The sequence below is a fragment of the Sorangium sp. So ce185 genome (assembly GCF_051526825.1).
Classification (GTDB): domain Bacteria; phylum Myxococcota_A; class Polyangia; order Polyangiales; family Polyangiaceae; genus Sorangium; species Sorangium cellulosum_D.
The window spans coordinates 941,323-959,600 of the sequence record NZ_CP150316.1 but is presented as its reverse complement, the minus strand read 5'-3'; the positions used below and the strand labels follow the sequence as shown (position 1 = coordinate 959,600).

11 protein-coding genes are annotated in these 18,278 nt (G+C 74.9%); 7 read left to right on the top strand and 4 right to left on the bottom strand.

All coding sequences use genetic code 11. From position 1 onward, the window contains the following. Positions 1-776 precede the first annotated feature (776 nt). The 4 genes from WMF26_RS03705 to WMF26_RS03690 form a co-directional block, all read right to left on the bottom strand. On the bottom strand, positions 777-1,607 hold the full coding sequence (locus WMF26_RS03705; RefSeq protein ID WP_063823778.1) for a TIGR02757 family protein: 831 nt from the start codon (positions 1,605-1,607) through the stop codon (positions 777-779). Between the two features lie 170 nt (positions 1,608-1,777). Further along, a complete protein-coding gene (locus WMF26_RS03700) occupies positions 1,778-3,469 on the bottom strand; it encodes a sensor histidine kinase (protein WP_437999163.1) in 1,692 nt (563 codons plus the stop codon). 12 nt (positions 3,470-3,481) lie between these two features. Continuing rightward, positions 3,482-5,611, bottom strand: coding sequence for a GAF domain-containing protein (locus WMF26_RS03695; protein WP_437999162.1), 2,130 nt, complete (start codon positions 5,609-5,611; stop codon positions 3,482-3,484). Positions 5,612-6,105: 494 nt separating this feature from the next. Further along, the gene (locus tag WMF26_RS03690; RefSeq protein WP_063823907.1) at positions 6,106-6,375 is read right to left on the bottom strand and encodes a hypothetical protein; all 270 of its coding nucleotides are present in this window, start codon (positions 6,373-6,375) and stop codon (positions 6,106-6,108) included. Positions 6,376-7,149: 774 nt separating this feature from the next. Here WMF26_RS03690 and WMF26_RS03685 point away from each other — a divergent pair. The 7 genes from WMF26_RS03685 (at position 7,150) to WMF26_RS03655 (ending at position 18,220) form a co-directional block, all read left to right on the top strand. Continuing rightward, complete coding sequence (locus WMF26_RS03685; RefSeq protein ID WP_437999161.1) at positions 7,150-9,318, top strand: hypothetical protein; 2,169 nt, start codon at positions 7,150-7,152, stop codon at positions 9,316-9,318. Between the two features lies 1 nt (position 9,319). Then, a complete protein-coding gene (locus WMF26_RS03680) occupies positions 9,320-11,815 on the top strand; it encodes a hypothetical protein (protein ID WP_437999160.1) in 2,496 nt (831 codons plus the stop codon). Between the two features lie 135 nt (positions 11,816-11,950). Continuing rightward, a complete protein-coding gene (locus tag WMF26_RS03675; protein WP_020732714.1) occupies positions 11,951-12,295 on the top strand; it encodes an HU family DNA-binding protein in 345 nt (114 codons plus the stop codon). Positions 12,296-12,410: 115 nt separating this feature from the next. Continuing rightward, positions 12,411-13,640, top strand: a complete 1,230-nt coding sequence (gene tyrS / locus WMF26_RS03670) for a tyrosine--tRNA ligase (RefSeq protein WP_437999159.1) — start codon at positions 12,411-12,413, stop codon at positions 13,638-13,640. Further along, positions 13,633-14,673 carry a hypothetical protein gene (locus WMF26_RS03665; RefSeq protein ID WP_437999158.1) on the top strand — a complete coding sequence of 347 codons (1,041 nt, stop codon included), beginning with the start codon at positions 13,633-13,635 and terminating at the stop codon, positions 14,671-14,673. Before tyrS ends, WMF26_RS03665 begins: the two co-directional genes overlap by 8 nt. Positions 14,674-14,710: 37 nt before the next feature. Continuing rightward, the gene (locus WMF26_RS03660) at positions 14,711-16,738 is read left to right on the top strand and encodes an alpha/beta hydrolase (protein ID WP_437999157.1); all 2,028 of its coding nucleotides are present in this window, start codon (positions 14,711-14,713) and stop codon (positions 16,736-16,738) included. 120 nt (positions 16,739-16,858) lie between these two features. After that, positions 16,859-18,220, top strand: coding sequence for a metallophosphoesterase (locus tag WMF26_RS03655; protein WP_437999156.1), 1,362 nt, complete (start codon positions 16,859-16,861; stop codon positions 18,218-18,220). The last annotated feature ends 58 nt before the right edge of the window (positions 18,221-18,278 follow it).

The window sequence follows — 18,278 nt, the reverse complement described above, 5'->3', positions numbered from 1 at the left end:
AGCGCCCTCGGCAATAGTGGCGCACGGACGGAGCGCGGGCCAGCCGCTCGCTGAGCTCGCTTACCGGCGCTCGGCGCCCGATGATCATGAATCCATGGGAACACGATGTTTCATGATCATTTCTACCAGCGCGCGAGAAAGTCACACAGCGCTGGCCGGTCGACTCCGCCGCTTCCATCCCACAGCGCGCTTCCGCGACTGCTCTCGACGGAAACGGACGTCGCGACGGCTCGCTTTGGGCCGCGTCGCATCGCGCGGTGGTGGCGGCGGGTGTCCGGGGCCACAGGGCTCGACGCGAAACCTTCGCTGCATGCGTGCACAAAGGTTCCATCGTGACCGGCCCGGGACGTGGCATGAGGGTCGCATCACGTCGGGGAGAGGAGAGACGTGGAAAGGGTCCCGTAAGCACCCCGGTGCACGGGGGCACACATCAAGGCGCCGCAGCGGAGCTCGGGGGGGCTCCGCTGCGGCGCGCTTCGTGTCACGCCGGTGGCAGCGCCGGGCGGGCGCCCTCTGGCGACCGTTGAAACAAAATGAAAAAAGCGCCTCGCGGACCTGGGGGGGGAAGGTCTCCGCGACGGCGCTCGCCCACCGATAGAGCAGGCTCTGTGCCGGCCTGTCTACCACCACGTTTCAGGCAGTTATCACGCAGCCCTCTCGCCACCGTTGCATCATTGCAAAACAAAATTGAAATCCGGTTCAAATTCGAAGGATTTCAAGGCGTTCCGCGGCACCACCTGCAGCTGTCCTGGACGAAACGACTGTGCACGGCGTGCTCACTCGTCCCAGTGGCGGCAGACGGGTTTCACGCCGCACCCCTGGCAGCGGACCGGATCGCGTCGCGACGGACACTGCTGGAGCATGCCGAGGTGGCAGAGGGCGAAGTCGTATTTGACCGGGTCGGCGGGATCGAAGCCGCGGAGGGCGGCGGTGATCTCCTCGGCCGTCTTCCAGGTGGCGCCCCTGCGGTCGGTGAGGCCGATGTTGTAGCCGAGCTTCTGGATGTGGGTGTCGACGGGGATCAGGAGGGCGGACGGCGGTATCGGCCACAGGCCGAGATCCACGCCGTCGGCGGGGCGGATCATCCACCGCAAGAGGAGCATGAGCCGCTTTGTGGCGCTGCCCTTCTCGGGGTCGGGGAGGATGTGCGCCGCACCCCGGTCGTCCGGGCGGCGGTCGAGCCCGCCGGCGCGCCGGATCGCCCGCACCCACGCGCCGAGGGCCTGGCGCAGGTCGCGGCTGCGCGAGAGCTCGGCCGCGAAGGCGGCGCCGAGCGAGCCCGAGGCGCGCTGCACCCGACGCGCGCCGACGAGGAGCGCTGCGAGGTCGCGGTCGCGGTAGACGCGGTGCCGGAAGCCGCGGAGGCGCGCCGAGACGGCCCGGGCGTCGTCCGCGGTGAGGGCGATCTGCGGGCCTAGCCGGTCGAGCGCCTCGCCGATCTTGGCGCGCAGCGCCTTCACGTTGCCGAAGGCGAGCGACGCGGCGAGGAGCGCCACGAGCTCCTGATCGGCCGGATCGGTGTAGCGATGGACGAAGGAGACCGGGTCCTGCGCGCGGCGCTCCTCGATGGCGCACCGCGCGCGCACCTCGTCCAGAGCCGCCTGCAAGGCAGCGCTCCGCGCATCGCTCCGCCGGGAGGTCGCATCGCTCCGCCGGGGCGCTGCATCGCTCCGCCGGGGCGCCGCATCGCTCCGCCGGGAGGTCGCATCGCTCCGCCGGGGCGCTGCATCGCTCCGCCGGGGCGCCGTCTCACCGCGCCCGTCACGCGTGCGCGCCGTCACGTCGCCCCCGCGCCGGGCGCCGCGTCGGCCGCGAGCGGCTCGGCCCGCGCGGTCCGCTCCGGCGCCTCGCGGTCGTGCTCGAGCGCGGGGAGCGACACGACGAAGGCGCTGCCCCGCCCGTCCTCGGTGACCGGGCTCTCGACCCGCACGGCGCCGCCGTGGCTCTCGGCGATGTGCTTCACGAGCGCGAGCCCGATGCCGCTGCCGCGCACCTGCCGCTCGCTCGCCCGCCGGCCGCGCGCGAAGCGCTCGAAGATGTGCTTCTGCTCGTCCGGATCGATGCCGGGCCCCCGGTCGCTCACCCGGATGGCGACGCGCCTCGCCGTGCGCGTCAGCGCGGAGAGGCGCCCCCCGCCCCCGCCCTCGACCTCGACCGCGACGGCGACGCGGCCGCCGTCCTTCGCGTACTTGAGCGCGTTGTCGAGCAGGTTCACGATGGCGAGCTCGAGCGCGCGCGCGTCGATGAGCGCCTCGGGCAGCCCGTCGGCGACCGTCAGCTCGACGGTCATCTCCTCGCGCTCGGCGCGGTAGCGGTACATGTCCACGGCGCGCGCGGCCACCTCGGCGACGCTCCCGCGCGCGAACTCGTAGGCGGCCTTGCCCCGCTCGACCCGGGCAAAATCGAGGACGTTCTCGATGAGCGCGGTGAGCCGCTCGCTCTCGCTCACGATGATCTGCAGGTACTGGCGGCGCTTCTCGTCGTTGGGCACCCGGTCGCCGAGGAGGAGCTCGCCGAACATGCGGACCAGCGAGAGCGGCGTCTTGAGCTCGTGGGACACGTTCGCGACGAAGTCGCTCTTCAGCGCCGCGAGCCGCCGCTCGTTCACGGAGGCGAGCACCACGATCGCGAGCCCGGCCAGGGCGACCAGGGCCGAGAAGCCGACCATCAGGATCTCGATGAGGCGCTGCCGCTCCACCTTCTCGCCGAGCTCCTCGGCGGTGGTGAGCGCCATCTGGAGGCGCCAGTTGTAGAGCGTGGTGGGGAACGGGCGCCCGACCGTGAACTCGCCGCCGATGATGGGCGGGCCGAACACGATGCGGCCCTCCTCGTCGATGACGTTCATCCGGCTCTTCTCTCGATCGAGGTCGCGGAAGAGCCGGGGCATCACCTCGTGGACCAGGCGCGGCACCTCGTGCCAGGCGACCACGAGGAACCGGCGCCCCTGGTGCTCGCGCTGCCAGTAGCTCACGAGCAGGCTCTGCTGGTCGATGACGTGGTGGAGGTGGCGCAGCTCGGCCGCGTCGCCGTCGAAGTTCATCTGGGGCAGGAGGCGGGCGAGCAGGAGCTTGCGGAAGGCGTCGTCCTCCCGGCCGGAGGCGCCGCGCGAGGCGAACGCGAGCACGTCGTGGGCCTCGTGGTCCATGTCGAGGACGAGGATGGCGCGCACCGTCGGCGTCTCGCGCGCCGCGGTGGGGAGCCACCTCCGCGCGATGACCGAGAGGTTCGCCACGTCGACGTGCGCGGCGACGACGTTGTCCTGCGCGATGATCAGCTTGTCGAGGCGGTCGACGCGCTCGTCGGCGAGGGTGAGGGTCGCGTCGAAGACGGTCTGCTGGCGGGCCTTCTCGATCTGCAGCGTGGTGCGCAGGGCGATCCCGCCGAGGACGAGCACGGCGACGACGATGGCGGGGACGAGGGCGAAGTACGGGACGCGATGGCGCTTCCCGACCGAGGGGAGGAGGTCCATCGCTGAGCTCCGCTAGCGGGCGGCCCTCTTCGCCCCCGCGGTCACGAGGCCGGGGTCGAGGACCACGCCGCGGGCCCCGACGAACTCCGCGAACTGCTGGCCGATGTAGGTGAGCGCGTTGCCGTCGCTCTCGGAGAACGGCTTGCCGTCGAGGGGGTTGCCGATCTCGAGGAGGCCGAGGTAGCGGCCCGCGAGCTCCACCGGCGCGCAGATGACGCTCCGGAGCTCGACGCCGATCGCCTTCCACCGGTCGTCCATGACGCGCTCGTCCCTGGACGCGTCGGGCACCACGACGGCGCGCCTGGACCGCATGGCGGCGATGGCGAGCGGCGCGCGCTCGGACAGCCTGGCGAGGAGCGCGCTCTTGCCGCCGTACTGCCGGACGACGACGAACTCGCGCCGGTTGATGTCGAACAGCGACACGAGCCCGAGGGCGCACGGGATCTTGTCGAGCGTGAGCGCGAGGATGAAGTCGGCGCCCGCGAGCGTGTCCTGGAGGAAGTGCAGGTCGCTGCACGCCTCGAACAGCTCGGCGATGAGGTCGTCGCCGGAGAGGCGCCCGTTCCTCGGCGGGAAGGAGGAGCGCCGCCGCGGCGGCTGGCTCGGCCTGGGCGCGGGGATCTCGCCCGACGCAAGAGCGCCTTCGGGCCGAGGCAGCGCGCTCGGCGCGCCGGGCGGCGCAGCGGCCGAGGGCGATGCGTCGGCCAGCGGCGCGGCGGCCGAGGGCGACGCGTCGGCAGGAGGCGCCGCGGCCGAGGGCGATGCGTCGGCAGGAGGCGCCGCGGCCGAGGGCGACGCGTCGGCAGGAGGCGCGGCGGCCGAGGGCGATGCGTCGGCAGGAGGCGCGGCGGCCGAGGGCGATGCGTCGGCCGGCGGCGCGGCGGCCGAGGGCGATGCGTCGGCCGGCGGCGCGGCGGCCGAGGGCGATGCGTCGGCAGGAGGCGCGGCGGCCGAGGGCGATGCGTCGGCAGGAGGCGCGACGGCCGAGGGCGATGCGTCGGCAGGAGGCGCGGCGGCCGGCGCGGAACCGTCGACCGACGGCGTGGCGGCCGGCAGCGCATCGACCGGCGGCGTGGCGGCCGGCGACGCATCGACCGGCGGCGCAGCGACCGGCGGCGCGGCGGCCGGCGGCGCAGCGGCCGCCGATGCGACGTCGGCCGCAGGCGACCCTTCGGCGGACGGCGCAACGAGCAGGAGAGCCCCCTCGGCCGGCAGCGCGGCGGCCAGAAGAGCTCCCCCGGTCGGCAGCGCGGCGGCCGGCGGCGCGGCGGCCGGCGGCGGCGAGGTGGCGCCGGTGCGCGGGCGAAACTGAATCTCGGGCTCCGCCGAGCGCCAGTCCTTCCAGGCGAGGGTCGCGAGCGGGCCGCGCTGAGGCCGGCCGCGGAAGACGTGATCGAACACCGCGATATGGATGAACTTGCCCGGGCGCGCGTCGTCGATGAGCTGCCGTGCCTTCTCGAGCCGGTCGAGCAGCAACGCGCTGACGAGATCGCGCGGGGTGCCCGTCGGGACCGCATAGACGAGCTCTCGGTACGTGAGCGGCGAGCGCTCGGACGGGTTCTCCTCGCGCTGCGACACGAACTCGAACGGCGGCAGCGCGCTCGGCTCAGGCGCGGCGCCCCGCTCCGGCGTGGCGTCCCGCTCCGGCGTGGCGTCCCGCTCCGGCGTGGCGTCCCGCTCCGGCGTGGCGTCCCGCTCCGGCGTGGCGTCCCGCTCCGCCGCGGCGCCGCCCTTGGCCGCCTGCGCGGCGGCGGCGGGCTCCGGCACGAGGAGCGCGGTCCCCATCGAGATGAACGGGACCGTGGCCGCCACCGGCCGTTTCCCCGGCAGACGAGCCCCCGGGTCGGCGGGCCTGGGAGACGCTGCGCCGGCCGGCGGCGCGCCCGCCGGAGGGTCCGCCCCGTCCGTCAGCGCCGCGTCGTCCGGCGCGCGCTGCACGACATACCGCACGCGCGTCGCCGGATCGATCGCTCGGTAGCCGCTCTCGAGCAGGTCCACGGAGAAATTGTTGAGCGGCCCGCCATCGCCGCGGAGCGCCCGGGCCTTCTGCAGCGCGGGCTGCCACTGCGGGGCCTCGACGCACACCTTCCTGGTCGGCGGCGCGTTCTGGCCCAATGACGAGATCTCGACGAACCAACGCATCGTTTGCGGTTCCAATCCGCGCTGGCGCTGACTGGGTCGCGCGCTCTGGCGCGAACATCGTTCTACTCGACGCGCGCGAGAGGGGTCAACGCGCAGACCGCACGGAGCGCGCGCGGGCTCCTTTGGCGCAGGGCCCGAAATATTCTCAACCGCGGACCGGAAGGGAAACTCCGCCCTGTCCTGAAGTCGCACCGCGCGCGGCGCGACGCCGCAGCCCAATCCGCTCGGTCACTGAACGGCCGCCGGGTATTCCTGTAGAGGCGGGAGATCCCGGCTGTCGCGCCGCCGGCGGTGTCGTGCGATGGGTCGCGCCGCCGGCGGTGTCGTGCGATGGAAGGGGCCACTCGGCCAGGTCGCCTCCAGGTCATCCGCCGCGCTGTCCGGTCACCCGCTGTGCTGTCCGGCAGCGAGAACCGCGTCGCGCATCCGCTCGCGAGAGGCGGAGCGCGGCGCCGGCCGTGCCGCGCCGGCGCCTGCGGCCCCTCGGGGCGGGCTCAGGCCGTCCAGCCGAGCAGCCGTTCGCCGAGGGTGAGCAGGCCGAGCCACACGGCCGCCGAAATCAACGGGGTCGCCGCTGTCAGCCACGGTCGGCTGCGCCGCACCCGAATGGCCATCACGAGCAGCGCAATCCAGATCGCCCAGAGCGTCGCGACCGCCCAAGGCGGCGCGAGGAGACCGGCGAACGCGTAAGCCGGACCGATCACGAGGTGGACGGCGATCCCGACCCAGGGGACGATCGGTGATGCTCGACGCTGCAACTTCACTCGTGCGCTGATCTACCCCGGAGGGCCCGCCGCTCGCTATCGCGTCCGCAGGATGATGTGAAAGCCGAACGCCGTCTCCACGACCCCGCGCAGCGAGCCGGCAGCTGCCCTGGTCCCCCGGGAGGCCGGTGGTGGCCCCATTTGCTCCGGAGTGGTTCACATGAAGGCGGGAAGGCAGGAAGATCATTGATCTTTTCTTCCCGCCTTCCCGCCTTCATGTTCAAATCTGGCCACCACCGGGAGGCTGGGCCGCAGCAGGCTGGGCCACCGCCATCGGCCCGCGCTGCAACCCCGATCCGGCGCATCGGTCCGCGTCGCGCCGGGGGTCACCAGCACAAAAAAAACAGAGCGCCCATTCGACGGCGGGGGGGGAGACCGTCACGGGCGCTCTGGCCTCTGTCCTGAGCAGGAGGCGGGCCAAGGTACATCTTTCCCGCTTTCGGGCACTTTCCCTACGAAAACGGCGTACGCCTTTCAATCCTGAAGCGGCCGCTTGCAAACGTGCTGGACAGAGCCGTCGGCCGCGGGCGTTCACCCGTCTGCCGGCCCCTCCCCCGCGCCAGCGCCCCTCGCGGACCGGGCTCCGCGGGCTCGGGCCGCGCGAAAGTCGTGTAAAAGAGCCGCGTGTCACCGTCCAGCGCCGAACCCGTGTCCTCCGCGCCGCCCGGAGGAGCTGCGCCTCCGTCTCGGCCGAGCATCGTCTCCCCTGGCGACACGGACGCCGCGGCCTCGCCGGGCGCCGGTCCGGCAGCGCCCCCCGGCCGGCTCGATTGCGTGGTCGCCGCATGGCCGCGCCTCGATCCGTTCCTGTTCGCCGTCTACGCGGGCGCGTGCGTCCTCTACGCCGCCACCGCGTTCTACCGCGCGATGCACGAGCAGACGGGCGGCATGTGGTCGGCGCCGCTCGATGACGTGTTCATCCACTTCGACTACGCCCGCGCCACGGCGCGCGGATACCCGTTCGAGTGGTCCGAGGGCAACGGCTTCTCGAGCGGGAACACCAGCCTGAGCTACCCGTTCGTCCTCGCGCTCGGCTACCTCATCGGCTTCCGCGGCCTCCTGCTGATGCAGTGGGCGGCGATTGTCGCCTGCGCCTCGACGCTGGGCTTCCTGCTCGTCGGCGCGCGGCTCTTCGAGCCGATCGGGCGCTGGGCGAAGTACCTGCTGCCCCCCGTGGCGCTCTCCATCGGCGCGCTCGACTGGTCGCTGTTCAGCGGGATGGAGAACGCCTTCCACCTCGGCGTCTGGGCCCTCGCCACCCTCGCCGCGCTCTCGGTCGCCGGCGCGGCCGGCGCGCCGCCGGAGCGCCTCGCCCGCCTCGGTTGGCTCGCCGGCCTCGCCGGGGCGCTCCTCTACGCCACCCGGCCGGAGTCGGTCGTCTGCGTCGCGGCCCTGAGCGTGTACGCGGCCGCCGCCGTGGGGCAGGCCCGCGGCCCGCGCGCCGCGATCGCGACCCTGCTCCGGACGTCGGTGCCCGGCGCGATCGCGTGCGTCGCCCAGGCGGTCGCCAACCGCGTGTTCACCGGGGAGTGGTCCGCGAGCGGCGCCATCGCCAAGCTCGCGCTGAACAACCCGTACATGACGTCGCAGGAAAAGTGGGACACCTACGAGTTCCTCGTCCGCTACGTCATCGCCCGCAACGCCAACCACCACTTCTCGGACGCCCTCCCCTGGGGTTGGCTCGTCCCCGCCCTCGCGCTCGTCCCCCTCGCCTCGCGCAGGACGCGCGGGATCGCGGCGATGCTCTGGGTCCAGGTCGTCGGCTGGCTCGCGCTCGTCGCCCTGAACGGCCAGGTGCGCTGGCAGAATGAACGCTACACCATGCCCGCGGTCGCCTGGCTGCTGGTGCTCGCGGCGATGGGGCTCGCGCTGCTCGTCGCGCGCGCCGCGTGGGCCGCGCCGGACGGCGGCGCTCCCGGCGGCCTCGCGGCCCGCGTCGGCCTCGCGGGCCGCTTCGACCTCGCGGGCCGCGGACTCTGGGCCGCCCGCGTCGCGCTCGCCCTCGCCCTCGCCGCGCTCTTCTGGGTCCACCAGCTGCCCAGGATGCGCGACCAGATCTGGTTCTTCGGCCGCGCGAGCCGCAACATCCGCGATCAGCACCTCGTCGCCGGCAAGGTCCTCGCGCAGCTCGACGTGCGCCGCGTCCTCGTCGGCGACGCGGGCGCGCTCCTCTACGCCTCGGACCGGCCCGGGCTCGACCTCATCGGGCTCGGCGGCTACCACGACCTCCCGTTCGCGCGCGCGGGCGTCCACGGCCTCGGCGCCTCGCTGGAGCTCATCGAGCGCATCCCCGCCGACGAGCGGCCCGACGCGCTGGCCATCTATCCGACCTGGTGGGGCGAGCTCCCGGCCATCTTCGGCAAGCGGATCGTCGGGATCCCCGTCGTCGGGAACGTCATCTGCGGCGGCGCCGAGAAGGTCATCTACCAGGCCGACTGGAGCCCGCTCGCGCACGGCGAGCCGCCCGCGTCGATGCGCGCCGGCGAGCAGGTGCTCGACGAGCTCGACGTCGCCGACCTCGTGAGCGAGCGGGCGCACGGCTACGCCTTCCCGCGGCCGCAGGCCGGCTTCGTCAGCTTCAGCGTGCTGCCGGACCCGCGCGGGTCCGGGCGCGATCGGTTCGACGCGGGGCGCGTCATCCCGGGCGGCAAGAGCGAGACGGCCCGCCTGCGGGCCCCGCGCTCGGGCCCGGGCCGGCTCGTGGTCCGCACCGCCGCGACCCGCCCCGCCAGGATCCGCGTGACCGCGGACGACCGCGAGCTCGGCCACCTCGCCATCCGCGAGAGCAGCGGCTGGACCGAGGCGTCGATCGACCTGCCCGAAGGGCTGCCCGAGACGTTCACGCTCGCGCTCACGCCGGTCGAGGGCGAGTGGGTGGATCACCACGTCTGGGTCCTCGAGCGCGCCGCGCGCTTCGAGGCGCGGCCGCTCGCCGGGCCGTGACGTGCGCGCCGGCCTGCCCCGCGACCCCGCGCAGTGGATCGCGCTCGCGCTCTCCCTCGCCGCGCTGCTCGCCGGCGCCTGGCTCCTCCGCCGCGGCCGCTCGCCCGCTGCCGCGCGGCCCGGCCCGGCGCCCCTGCGCCCCGGCGCCGCGGGCCTCGATCCCGCGCCGCGCTCCGGCGCGCCCCGCGGCGTCGCCGTGGCGGCGGCCCTCGGGCTCGCCGCGGCGCTGATCTCGGCCGCGTACGTCGCGGTCTACCTGCGGGGCGGCCCCCGGATCATCGACGCGACGAGCTACTGGCTCGAGGCCCGCGCCATGGCCGCCGGGCACCTCGCGTGGCCCCTCGGCGAGCCCGAGGCCTCCGTGCTCGGCCGCTTCCTCGTCCGCAGCGACGCCGCAGGCGACGCGGCTCGGCGCGGCGCGGCCGAGGTCGCGGTCATCTTCCCCCCGGGCTACCCGGCCCTCCTCGCGCTCGGCTTCCTCGCGGGCGCGCCGCTCGCGATCGGTCCCCTGCTCGCCGCGGCGCTCACCGTCGCCACGTACGACCTCGCCGCGCGGTTCGCGGAAGGAGCCCCGGCCTCCGCCGGGAGCGGCGCGCGGATCCCCCTCGCGCCGCTCCTCGCCGCGCTCTTCTCGGCGCTCTGCGCCGCGCTCCGCTACCACACGGCCGACACGATGTCGCACGGGCTCGCGGCCCTCTGCTTCACCGTCGCGCTCGCGTCGGCGCGCCGCGCGCTCGACGAGGCCCCCGCCGCCGCGGCGGGCGCGCCGCGCTGGTGGCGCGATCCCGCCGTCCGCGCCGCCGCGCTCGCGGGCGTCGCGGCCGGCTGGCTCGCGGCCACGCGCCCGCCGAGCGCGCTCGCCCTCGCCGCGGCGCTCCTCGTGGCGCTGCGGCCGGAGCGCCCGCCGGGCACCGCCGCGGCCGGCCCTCGCGACGGCGACGCCGCGCCGCGCCCCTCGCCGCGGCTCGGGCGGCTCGCCGCGGCGCTCGCGATCGGCGCCGTCCCTGGCCTCGCGCTGCTCGCCGCGCACCAGCGCGCCGCGACCGGCGCCTTCGCGTCGTCGCAGAGCGCCTACTACGCCGCCTCCGACGGCCCGCCCGGCTGCTTCCGCTACGGCTTCGGCGAAGGCGTCGGCTGCCTCTTCGAGCACGGCGACTTCGTCCGGCATAACCTCGCGGAAGGATACGGTTTTCTTGCCGCCGCCGGCACGACGCTGCGCCGCCTGAAGCTCCACCTGGTCGACGCGCTCAACGCCGAGCCGCTCGCGCTGCTCGTGATCGCCGGCGCCGCGATCGCCTTCCGGCGGCCGCGCTCGCGCGCCCTCGCGCTCGCGCCGCTCCTCCAGATCGCCGCCTACGCCCCCTTCTATTTCGACGGCAACTACCCCGGCGGCGGCGCTCGCTTCTTCGCCGACGTGCTGCCGGTGGAGCACGCCCTCGCCGCCCTGGCCTGCGCCGCGATCGCGGAGCGCGCGGGATCGACGGCCGCGCGCGGCGGCCTCGCGGGACGGCTCCGCGCGCTCTTTCCGGCGCCGCTCTTTCCGGCGCCGTTCGTCCCGGCGGCGCTCTTCGCGGCGGCGCTCCCCCTCGCCGGCTTCGCCTTCCGCGCGGGCTTCGACCACGCCGCGCTCCGCGATCGCGAGGGCGGCCTGCCGATGTTCGATCCCGCCGTCGTCGCGCGCGCGGGCGTCGCGCGCGGCCTCGTGTTCGTCGACACGGACCACGGCTTCAACCTCGGCTTCGACCCCGCTGCGGGCGACGTCGCGGTGCTGCGCTACCGCGGCGACGCGATCGACCGGATGGCGTGGGAGGCCCGCGGCCGCCCCCCGGCCTACCGCTACGGCTTCGCGATCCCGGACGGCGGCGGCCTGGCCTCGGTCTCGATCGCGCCGCTCGCCTTCGACGCCGCGCCGCCCCGCGAGGCGCTCATCGAGGGCGAGTCGCTGTGGCCGCCGCGCGCCCAGCGCGGCGCCTGGGCAGCGCCCGAGCACGCCGGCGGCACGTGCGCGTCCGGGGGGCGCCTCCTCGCGGTGCACGCGGCGGCGAGCGGCGAGGCCGTCGTCCGGGTCGGCCTGCCCGCCCCGTGGCTCCGCGGCTCCCGGATCAGCCCGCGCGTGGCGGTCTCGGGCGACGGCGCGGGCGAGGTGGTCCTCGCCGTCGACGGCGCCCCCATCCACGTCTGGCGGGTCGAGCCCGCCGCGTCGGGCGCCCCCGGCGCGCCGCTCACCTGCGTCGAGCTCCCGCCCTGCCCCATCCCCGAGGACGCCGTCGGAATCGAGCTCTCCATCGCGCGCGCGAATGCGCGCCAGCACGGAAAGTTGCGGCGAGACGCGCGCGACGAGGCCCGCGCCGCCACGCCGACGGCCGCGAATGCCGCCCGGATCCGCGTCGAGGCCGCCGCCGGGAGCGCTCCGGGAGGCCCGGGCGGCCCCGCGCCCGGAGGCCTCTTTGCGCTCGACGCGGTCGCGGTCGCTGGCGGGAATTCGGTTGACCGCTAGTCCCGTAACATGCGAGCTTTTCATAGGATTCTGTTGTCATGCGGCTCCTGGACCGGCGCATCTCCCGGGGCTCTGCGGTGGAAAGCGGCAAGTCGGGCGCCGGCGGCGGTCCGCTCGGGTGGGGGAGGTGGACCAATGACGAAAAGCGAGCTCATCGACGCGATCGCGGGACGGGGGGAGCTCACCAAGGCTCGAGCCGAGCTCGTGGTGAACTGCGTCTTCGACGCGATGACGCAGGCGCTCCAGCGCAACGAGGGCATCGAGATCCGCGGGTTCGGCAGCTTCACGGTCAGGCCGTACAAGCCGTACAGCGGCAGGAACCCCCGCACGGGCCAGCCGGTGCCCGTGCCCGCCAAGCGGCTCCCGTTCTTCAAGGTCGGCAAGGAGCTCAAGGAGCTCGTCAACGCGAGCCGCGCGTACGCGATCTCGGGCGATGACGACGACGAGGACGACGAGGACGAGGACACCGACGACGAATGAGGCGACGCGCCAGCGCACGCCCATAACGTCGTCGACGGCGCGACGCGCCCGCGCGCCTCGAGGCGCGCTCGCCCCCCTGGCGGGCAGTTCCGCTGCGCGGTAGAAGCGGGGCCCCATGGTCCCCGCCGAACGTCAGCTCGAGATTCTCTGCAAGGGTGCCGTCGACCTCCATGTGCGCGCCGAGCTCGAGGAGCGGCTCCGCGAGGGCAAGCCGCTGCGCGTCAAGGCCGGCTTCGACCCGACCCGCCCCGACCTCCACCTCGGCCACACCGTGGTCATGCAGAAGATGCGGGAGTTCCAGGACTTCGGGCACACCGTCATCTTCGTGGTCGGCGACTTCACGGCGATGGTCGGCGATCCGACCGGCAAGAACGAGCTGCGCCCGCGGCTCTCGCGCGAGGAGGTCGTCGCCGCGGCCGAGACCTACCAGGCGCAGGCGTTCAAGGTCCTCGACCGGAACAAGACCGAGGTCCGCTACAACTCCGAGTGGCTGAACAAGCTCGATCCGGCGCAGATGATCGAGCTCTGCGCGAAGTACACCGTGGCCCGCATGCTCGAGCGTGACGATTTCAAGAAGCGCTACGAGGAGGCGCGGCCCATCTACGTGCACGAGTTCATGTACCCGCTCCTCCAGGCCTACGACTCGGTCGAGCTCGAGGCCGACATCGAGCTCGGCGGCACCGATCAGCTCTTCAACCTGCTCGTGGCGCGCGACCTCATGCCCCGCTACGGCAAGCGCGCCCAGATGGTGATGACGATGCCGCTCCTCGAGGGCACGAACGCGCGGATCGAGGACGGCAAGGTCGTGGGCCCGAAGATGTCGAAGAGCGCGGACAACTACGTCGGCATCACCGAGCCGCCGTTCGACATGCTGCAAAAGCTGATGCTCGTCGATGACGGCGTCATCTGGCGCTACATGGAGCTCCTGTCGTCCCGCCCGCCCGAGGAGGTCGCCCGGCTGCGGGAGGCGGTCCTGCGCGGCGAGGAGAGCGTCATCGCGGTGAAGGAGCTCTTCGCGCAGGAGGTCGTCACCCGCTTCCACTCGGCCGACGACGCGCGCGCCGCCCTCGAGCGGCGCCGCAGCGTCGCGGCCGGCGGCCTGCCCGAGGTCATCGAGGAGCTCCACGTCGCGAGCGACCGCGACGCGATCCCCATCGGCAAGGCGCTCGCGCTGGCCGGGCTCGCCAAGTCGACCTCCGAGGCGCTCCGCCTCGTGAAGGGCGGCGCGGTGCACCTCGACGGCGAGGTGATCAAGGACGACCAGCTCAAGCTCGAGCGTGGGAAGCGATTTCTGGTCCGCGTCGGCTCGAAGAACCGCCGCTTCGCCTACCTCGTCGTTGGCTGACGCGCCCGGGCGGGGGCTCCGCCGCCGCGGCGCGCTCGGCGGCGTCCTGGGCTGCGTCCTCGGCCTCGCGCTGCCGTCGTGCGGCGGCGCGCCGCGGCCGCCCGCTCGGCCGGGCCCGCCGCTGCCGCCGCTCGACACGGCGGACCTCACGCGCCTCTTGCCGCAGGCGGGGCTCCGGTGGCTCGTCCTGGTCCGGCCCCGCGAGATCGCGACCGTGCCGTGGCTCATCCCCTCGATCGCGCTCGTGGCGCCCGAGGAGAACCTGGCCCGGCACGCGCGCGCGACCGGCGTCGACCTGCGGCAGGTGCGCGAGGCCGCGATCGCGTCGTACGCGGGGGCGTCGGGCGAGGCCAGGTTCTACGTGGCGCGTCACAGCGGCGACCCCCGCACCATCGAGCGCCTCTTCCGGCGGCGGCTCACGGGCAAGGAGCGGCGGGCGCTCGATCGCCCGGACGTCGTGCGCGTGATGGGCGACATCGGCACGGCGCCGCACGCGCTGGTGCTCCTCGGCGAGGACGTGGTCGGCGTGCAGGACGGCGGCAGCCCGCAGCGCGGGCCGGCGCGGGTGGCGTCGCTGTACGCGCTCGGCCGCCTCAAGCGCTCGCCGACGGCGCTGTCGGAGGGCCCGCTCGCGGCGCTCGCGGCCCGCTTCGGCCCGGCGCCCGCGCGCGCGTTCGCGCCGGGCCCGTTCGACGGGGAGCTCGCCCGCGGCGCGCGCGGCCTGCTCGCGGCGGCGACGGCCGTGGGCGCGGCCGCGAGGCCGAGCGCGCGCGAGGGCATCGCGCTCGCGATCGCGGTGGCGGGCGATTTCTCGACGAGCGGCGCGGCCGCCTCGGAGGAGCTGCTCGCGGCGTGGGAGGAGCTCGCGCACGGCTCGTTCGGCCACCTGCTCGGGCTCGACGCGCCGGTCGAGCCGCCGCTCGCGACGCACGCGGAGGACGCGGTGGCCGTCGCCGTCGAGCTGGACCCGCGCGCGCTCGCCCGGGGGCTCGCCGCGGCGACGGGCGAGAGGGTCGAGGAGATGCTTCGGTAGGCGCGGCCGCGCCGCGCCGGTAAACCTCATCGGAGCCATGCCCACCACGACCAGCGGCTACTTCCTGCAATGCGCCTCGCGCGGCACGCTCGAGCTCGTCGTGCCCGCCGCCGGGGCGCCGTTCGGCGTCGAGCACCACCGCCGCGAGGACGCCGCCGGGCCGTGGCGCCACGCGGCGACGTTCGCCGCGGACCTCGGCCCGGTCGGCGCGGTGGCGCTCATCCAGAGCAACTTCGGCGATCCGGGCCACCTCGAGGCGGTGGTGCGCGCCGGGGATCGGCTGGCCGCGTTCTGGTGCGCGCCCGCCCGCGAGCCGTCGTGGAGCGCGCCGCGCTTCTTCGCGGAGGGCGTGGCGGGCGACCCCGCGCTGATCCAGGGCGCCTTCGGCGGCCGGGGCAACTTCGAGCTCGTGGTGCCGCACGCGGGCGGCGGGATCGCGCACTACCACCGCGACAACGACACCGCGGAGCTCGGATGGCACGGCCCGGCGATCTTCGGCGCGGAGCTCGGGCGGTTCGAGGCGGTCGCGATGGTCCAGCGCGGCGCGGACGCGCCCGGCGCGCCGGGCGCTCTCGAGGTGGTCGCGCGCGCCGGCGATCGCCTGGTGATGTTCCGGCGCCCTGCCGGGGCCGCGTGGCAAGGCCCGGAGGAGGTGGTCTCCGGGGTCCGGGGGACGCCGGCGCTCTTCCGGAGCGCGTCCGGCGGAGAAGGCGCGCTCGAGCTGTTCGCGCCGCTCGCGGGCGTGGGGCTCGCGTGGTGGCGTCGCGTCGACGGCGCCCGGGGCGCGCGCTTCCGCGGGCCGACGGTGTTCGCCACCGCGCTGGGCCGGTGTGAGGCGGTGTCCGTCATCGAGAGCGGTCCGCTCGCGCGGATCGAGCTCGCCGTGCGCGCCGAGGGGCAGGTCGTCCACCTGGTGCGCGACGGCGAGCTCTGGTCGCGGCGCGCGGTGCTCCGCAGCGGGCTCGCTGCGGCGGACGCGGCCTCTCCGGCTGGGCCGCAGCCGCCCGCGTCCGCGGCGCAGCAGCCGCCCGCGTCCGCGGCGCAGCAGCCGCCCTCGCCCGCCCCTGCAGCGCCGCCCCCGACCGCGCCGCGCCCCGCCAGCGCTGCGCTGCAGCTGCGCGCCGGACCGCACCGAGCGGGGTTCCGGCGCATCGACGCGCTCTCGCTGTCGGAGGACGCCCGCTACCCCGATACCTGGCCGTTCCAGGGCACCCTCTACCGCTGCCCCGCGCAGGGCGCCGCGCTGCTCTATTACCCGGCGTCGGCGGACGGCGAGGAGGCGCCGCTCTCGCCGGGAGGCCCGTTCCCGGTCATCGCGATCGCCCACGATCGACGCCTCCTCACGAGCGCCGTCACGGGTGGGTCGCCCGCCGGCATCGGCCAGGACTATCGCCAGCTCGCGGGCGTCATGGCGCACCTCGCGCGCTGGGGCTTCGCCGTCATCGCGCCCGATCTCTCGTGGCTCACCCCGGACGACGCGCCGCTGCGCCGCGCCGCGGTCCTCCGGGACGCGCTCTCTTACCTCAGGGCCGGCTCGCGGGGCCCGCTCCTGGCCGACTTCGATCGCGTGGGCGCCCTCGGCCACGGGCTCGGCGCGCAGGCCGCCCTCGCGCTGGCGCTCGATCCCGCCGGCCCGTTCCACGTCCGCGCCCTCGCGCTGCTCGCGCCGGCGGGCGAGCCGGATCGAGCCCCGCCCATCGACGCGCTCGAGCCTCGCCCGGTGCTCGTCGTCCGCGGCACCGCGGACCCGATCTCCGCCTCGGTCCCGGCGGCGCTCTACGGCCGTGCGCGCGCGCCCAAGCACCTCGTGACCCTGCCGGGCGCGAGCCACTTCGGCTACACGACGTCGCTCGGCCTCGCCGAGCCGCTCGACGGCCCTGCCGAGCTCCCGCGCCGCGAGCAGCAGGCGATCGCGATGGGCTACCTCGCCGCGTTCTTCAACGGCTATCTCCGGGACGCCCACAGGTGCCTCGGCGCGCTCTCCGGCAAGGAGTCGCTCGAGGGGCTCGAAGCGAGGGAGATCCCGGTGAGCGCGGAGACGGTTGGCCGCGGCGCTGGGCTCTAGTCTCGACCTGGGCTGGCCGCGCGGCGCGCCGCCGGCGCCGCCGCTCCTCGTGGAGACTCCGCTCGCTCGTCCGGCGCCGGCGGCCGGACGGGCGAGCGGCGCGATGCTACTTTCGAGCGCGTGTTCCAGCTCGGCGGCCTCGTCGTCACGCTCGTCAACGCGCTCCTCGGCCTGCTCGTCTGGCGGCGGCTCCGCGCGGCGTTCCCGCGGCGCGGAGCGCTGATCGACGGGCTGTGCGCCGCGGGGCTGCTGCTTGTCGCGCACCCGGCGCTGCTCATGACCGTGGCGAGCTGGTCGGGGCTGCGCGCGATCCAGCGACACGTGCCCGAGCCGGTGTCGCTGGTCGCCATGGGCGCTCAGGTGGCCCTGCTGATGTACGGGCTGCTCCTCGGCATCACCGCGACCGCGACCGCGGCCGTCCGGGCGCTTCGCCGCGATCGAACGGCCCCGAACGCCGGGGCGGTCATGGGCGCTCGGGTCGACACGGACGCTCGGGCCGGTTCTGCCGCTCGGGCTGATTCAGCCGCTCAGGCCGCCGACGCACCAGCCGCTCAGGCCAACAGCGCTCCAGAAGAGGCCGAGACCGCGCCGGAGCCCGTCGACGAGATCCGCCGTCGGCTCGTCGTCGGCGCGTCCTGGGCGCTGCCGGCGGCGGCCGTCGCGGTCTCGATGGGCGGCGTGCTCGCCTCGCGACAGCGGCCGGTCGTGGTGAGGGTCGCGCTGCCCGTGCGGCGCGAGCTGACGAGCCTCCACGGCGTCACCATCGCGCAGCTCAGCGACGTGCACGTCGGCAGCTTCATGGACGCGGAGCGGCTCGACGAGCTCCGCGACGCCATCAACGCGGTCCGCGCCGACATCCACGTCGTCACGGGCGACCTGCTCGATCACCACGTCTCCCAGCTCGAGCTGTCCGCGCGGCTGCTCCGGGGCCTGCGCCCCGCCCGGGGGCAGCTCTTCTTCTGCATGGGCAACCACGAGTACATCGCCGCGCGCTCGGCCAGCATCCCGGCGATCGTGAAGGGCCTCGAAGAAGCGGGCGCCCAGGTGCTCGTCGACGAGGCGCGCGAGGTCCGCCTCGGCGGCGATCGCCTGTGGATGGGCGCGATCGACTACCCGAGCCGCGCGCGCCCTGGAGAGCCCGCCCGGCGCCCGACGGCCGACGGGCTGGCCCGCGCGCTCGGGCAGATGCGGGACGACGGCGCGCCGCGCGTCCTGCTCAGCCACCACCCGGGCACGTTCCGCGCGGCGCGCGAGCTGCCGTTCGACCTGATGCTGTCCGGCCACACGCACGGCGGGCAGATCTCGCTGGGCCGGATCGGCGATTACGCCCTCACGCCGATGCTGCCGGCCGGGCTCTATCACAATGGGCTTTACGAGCACCGCGGCCGGCGCCTCCACGTCAACGCGGGCGCCGGCGGCTGGCTGCCGGTGCGCATCAACTGCCCGCCGGAGATCACGCTCGTCGAGCTCGTGCCCGCCTGACGCGTCGGAGCTCGCCGAGCGCGGGCTCCGTGTGGACGCGCTCGGCGTCCTGGGTGAA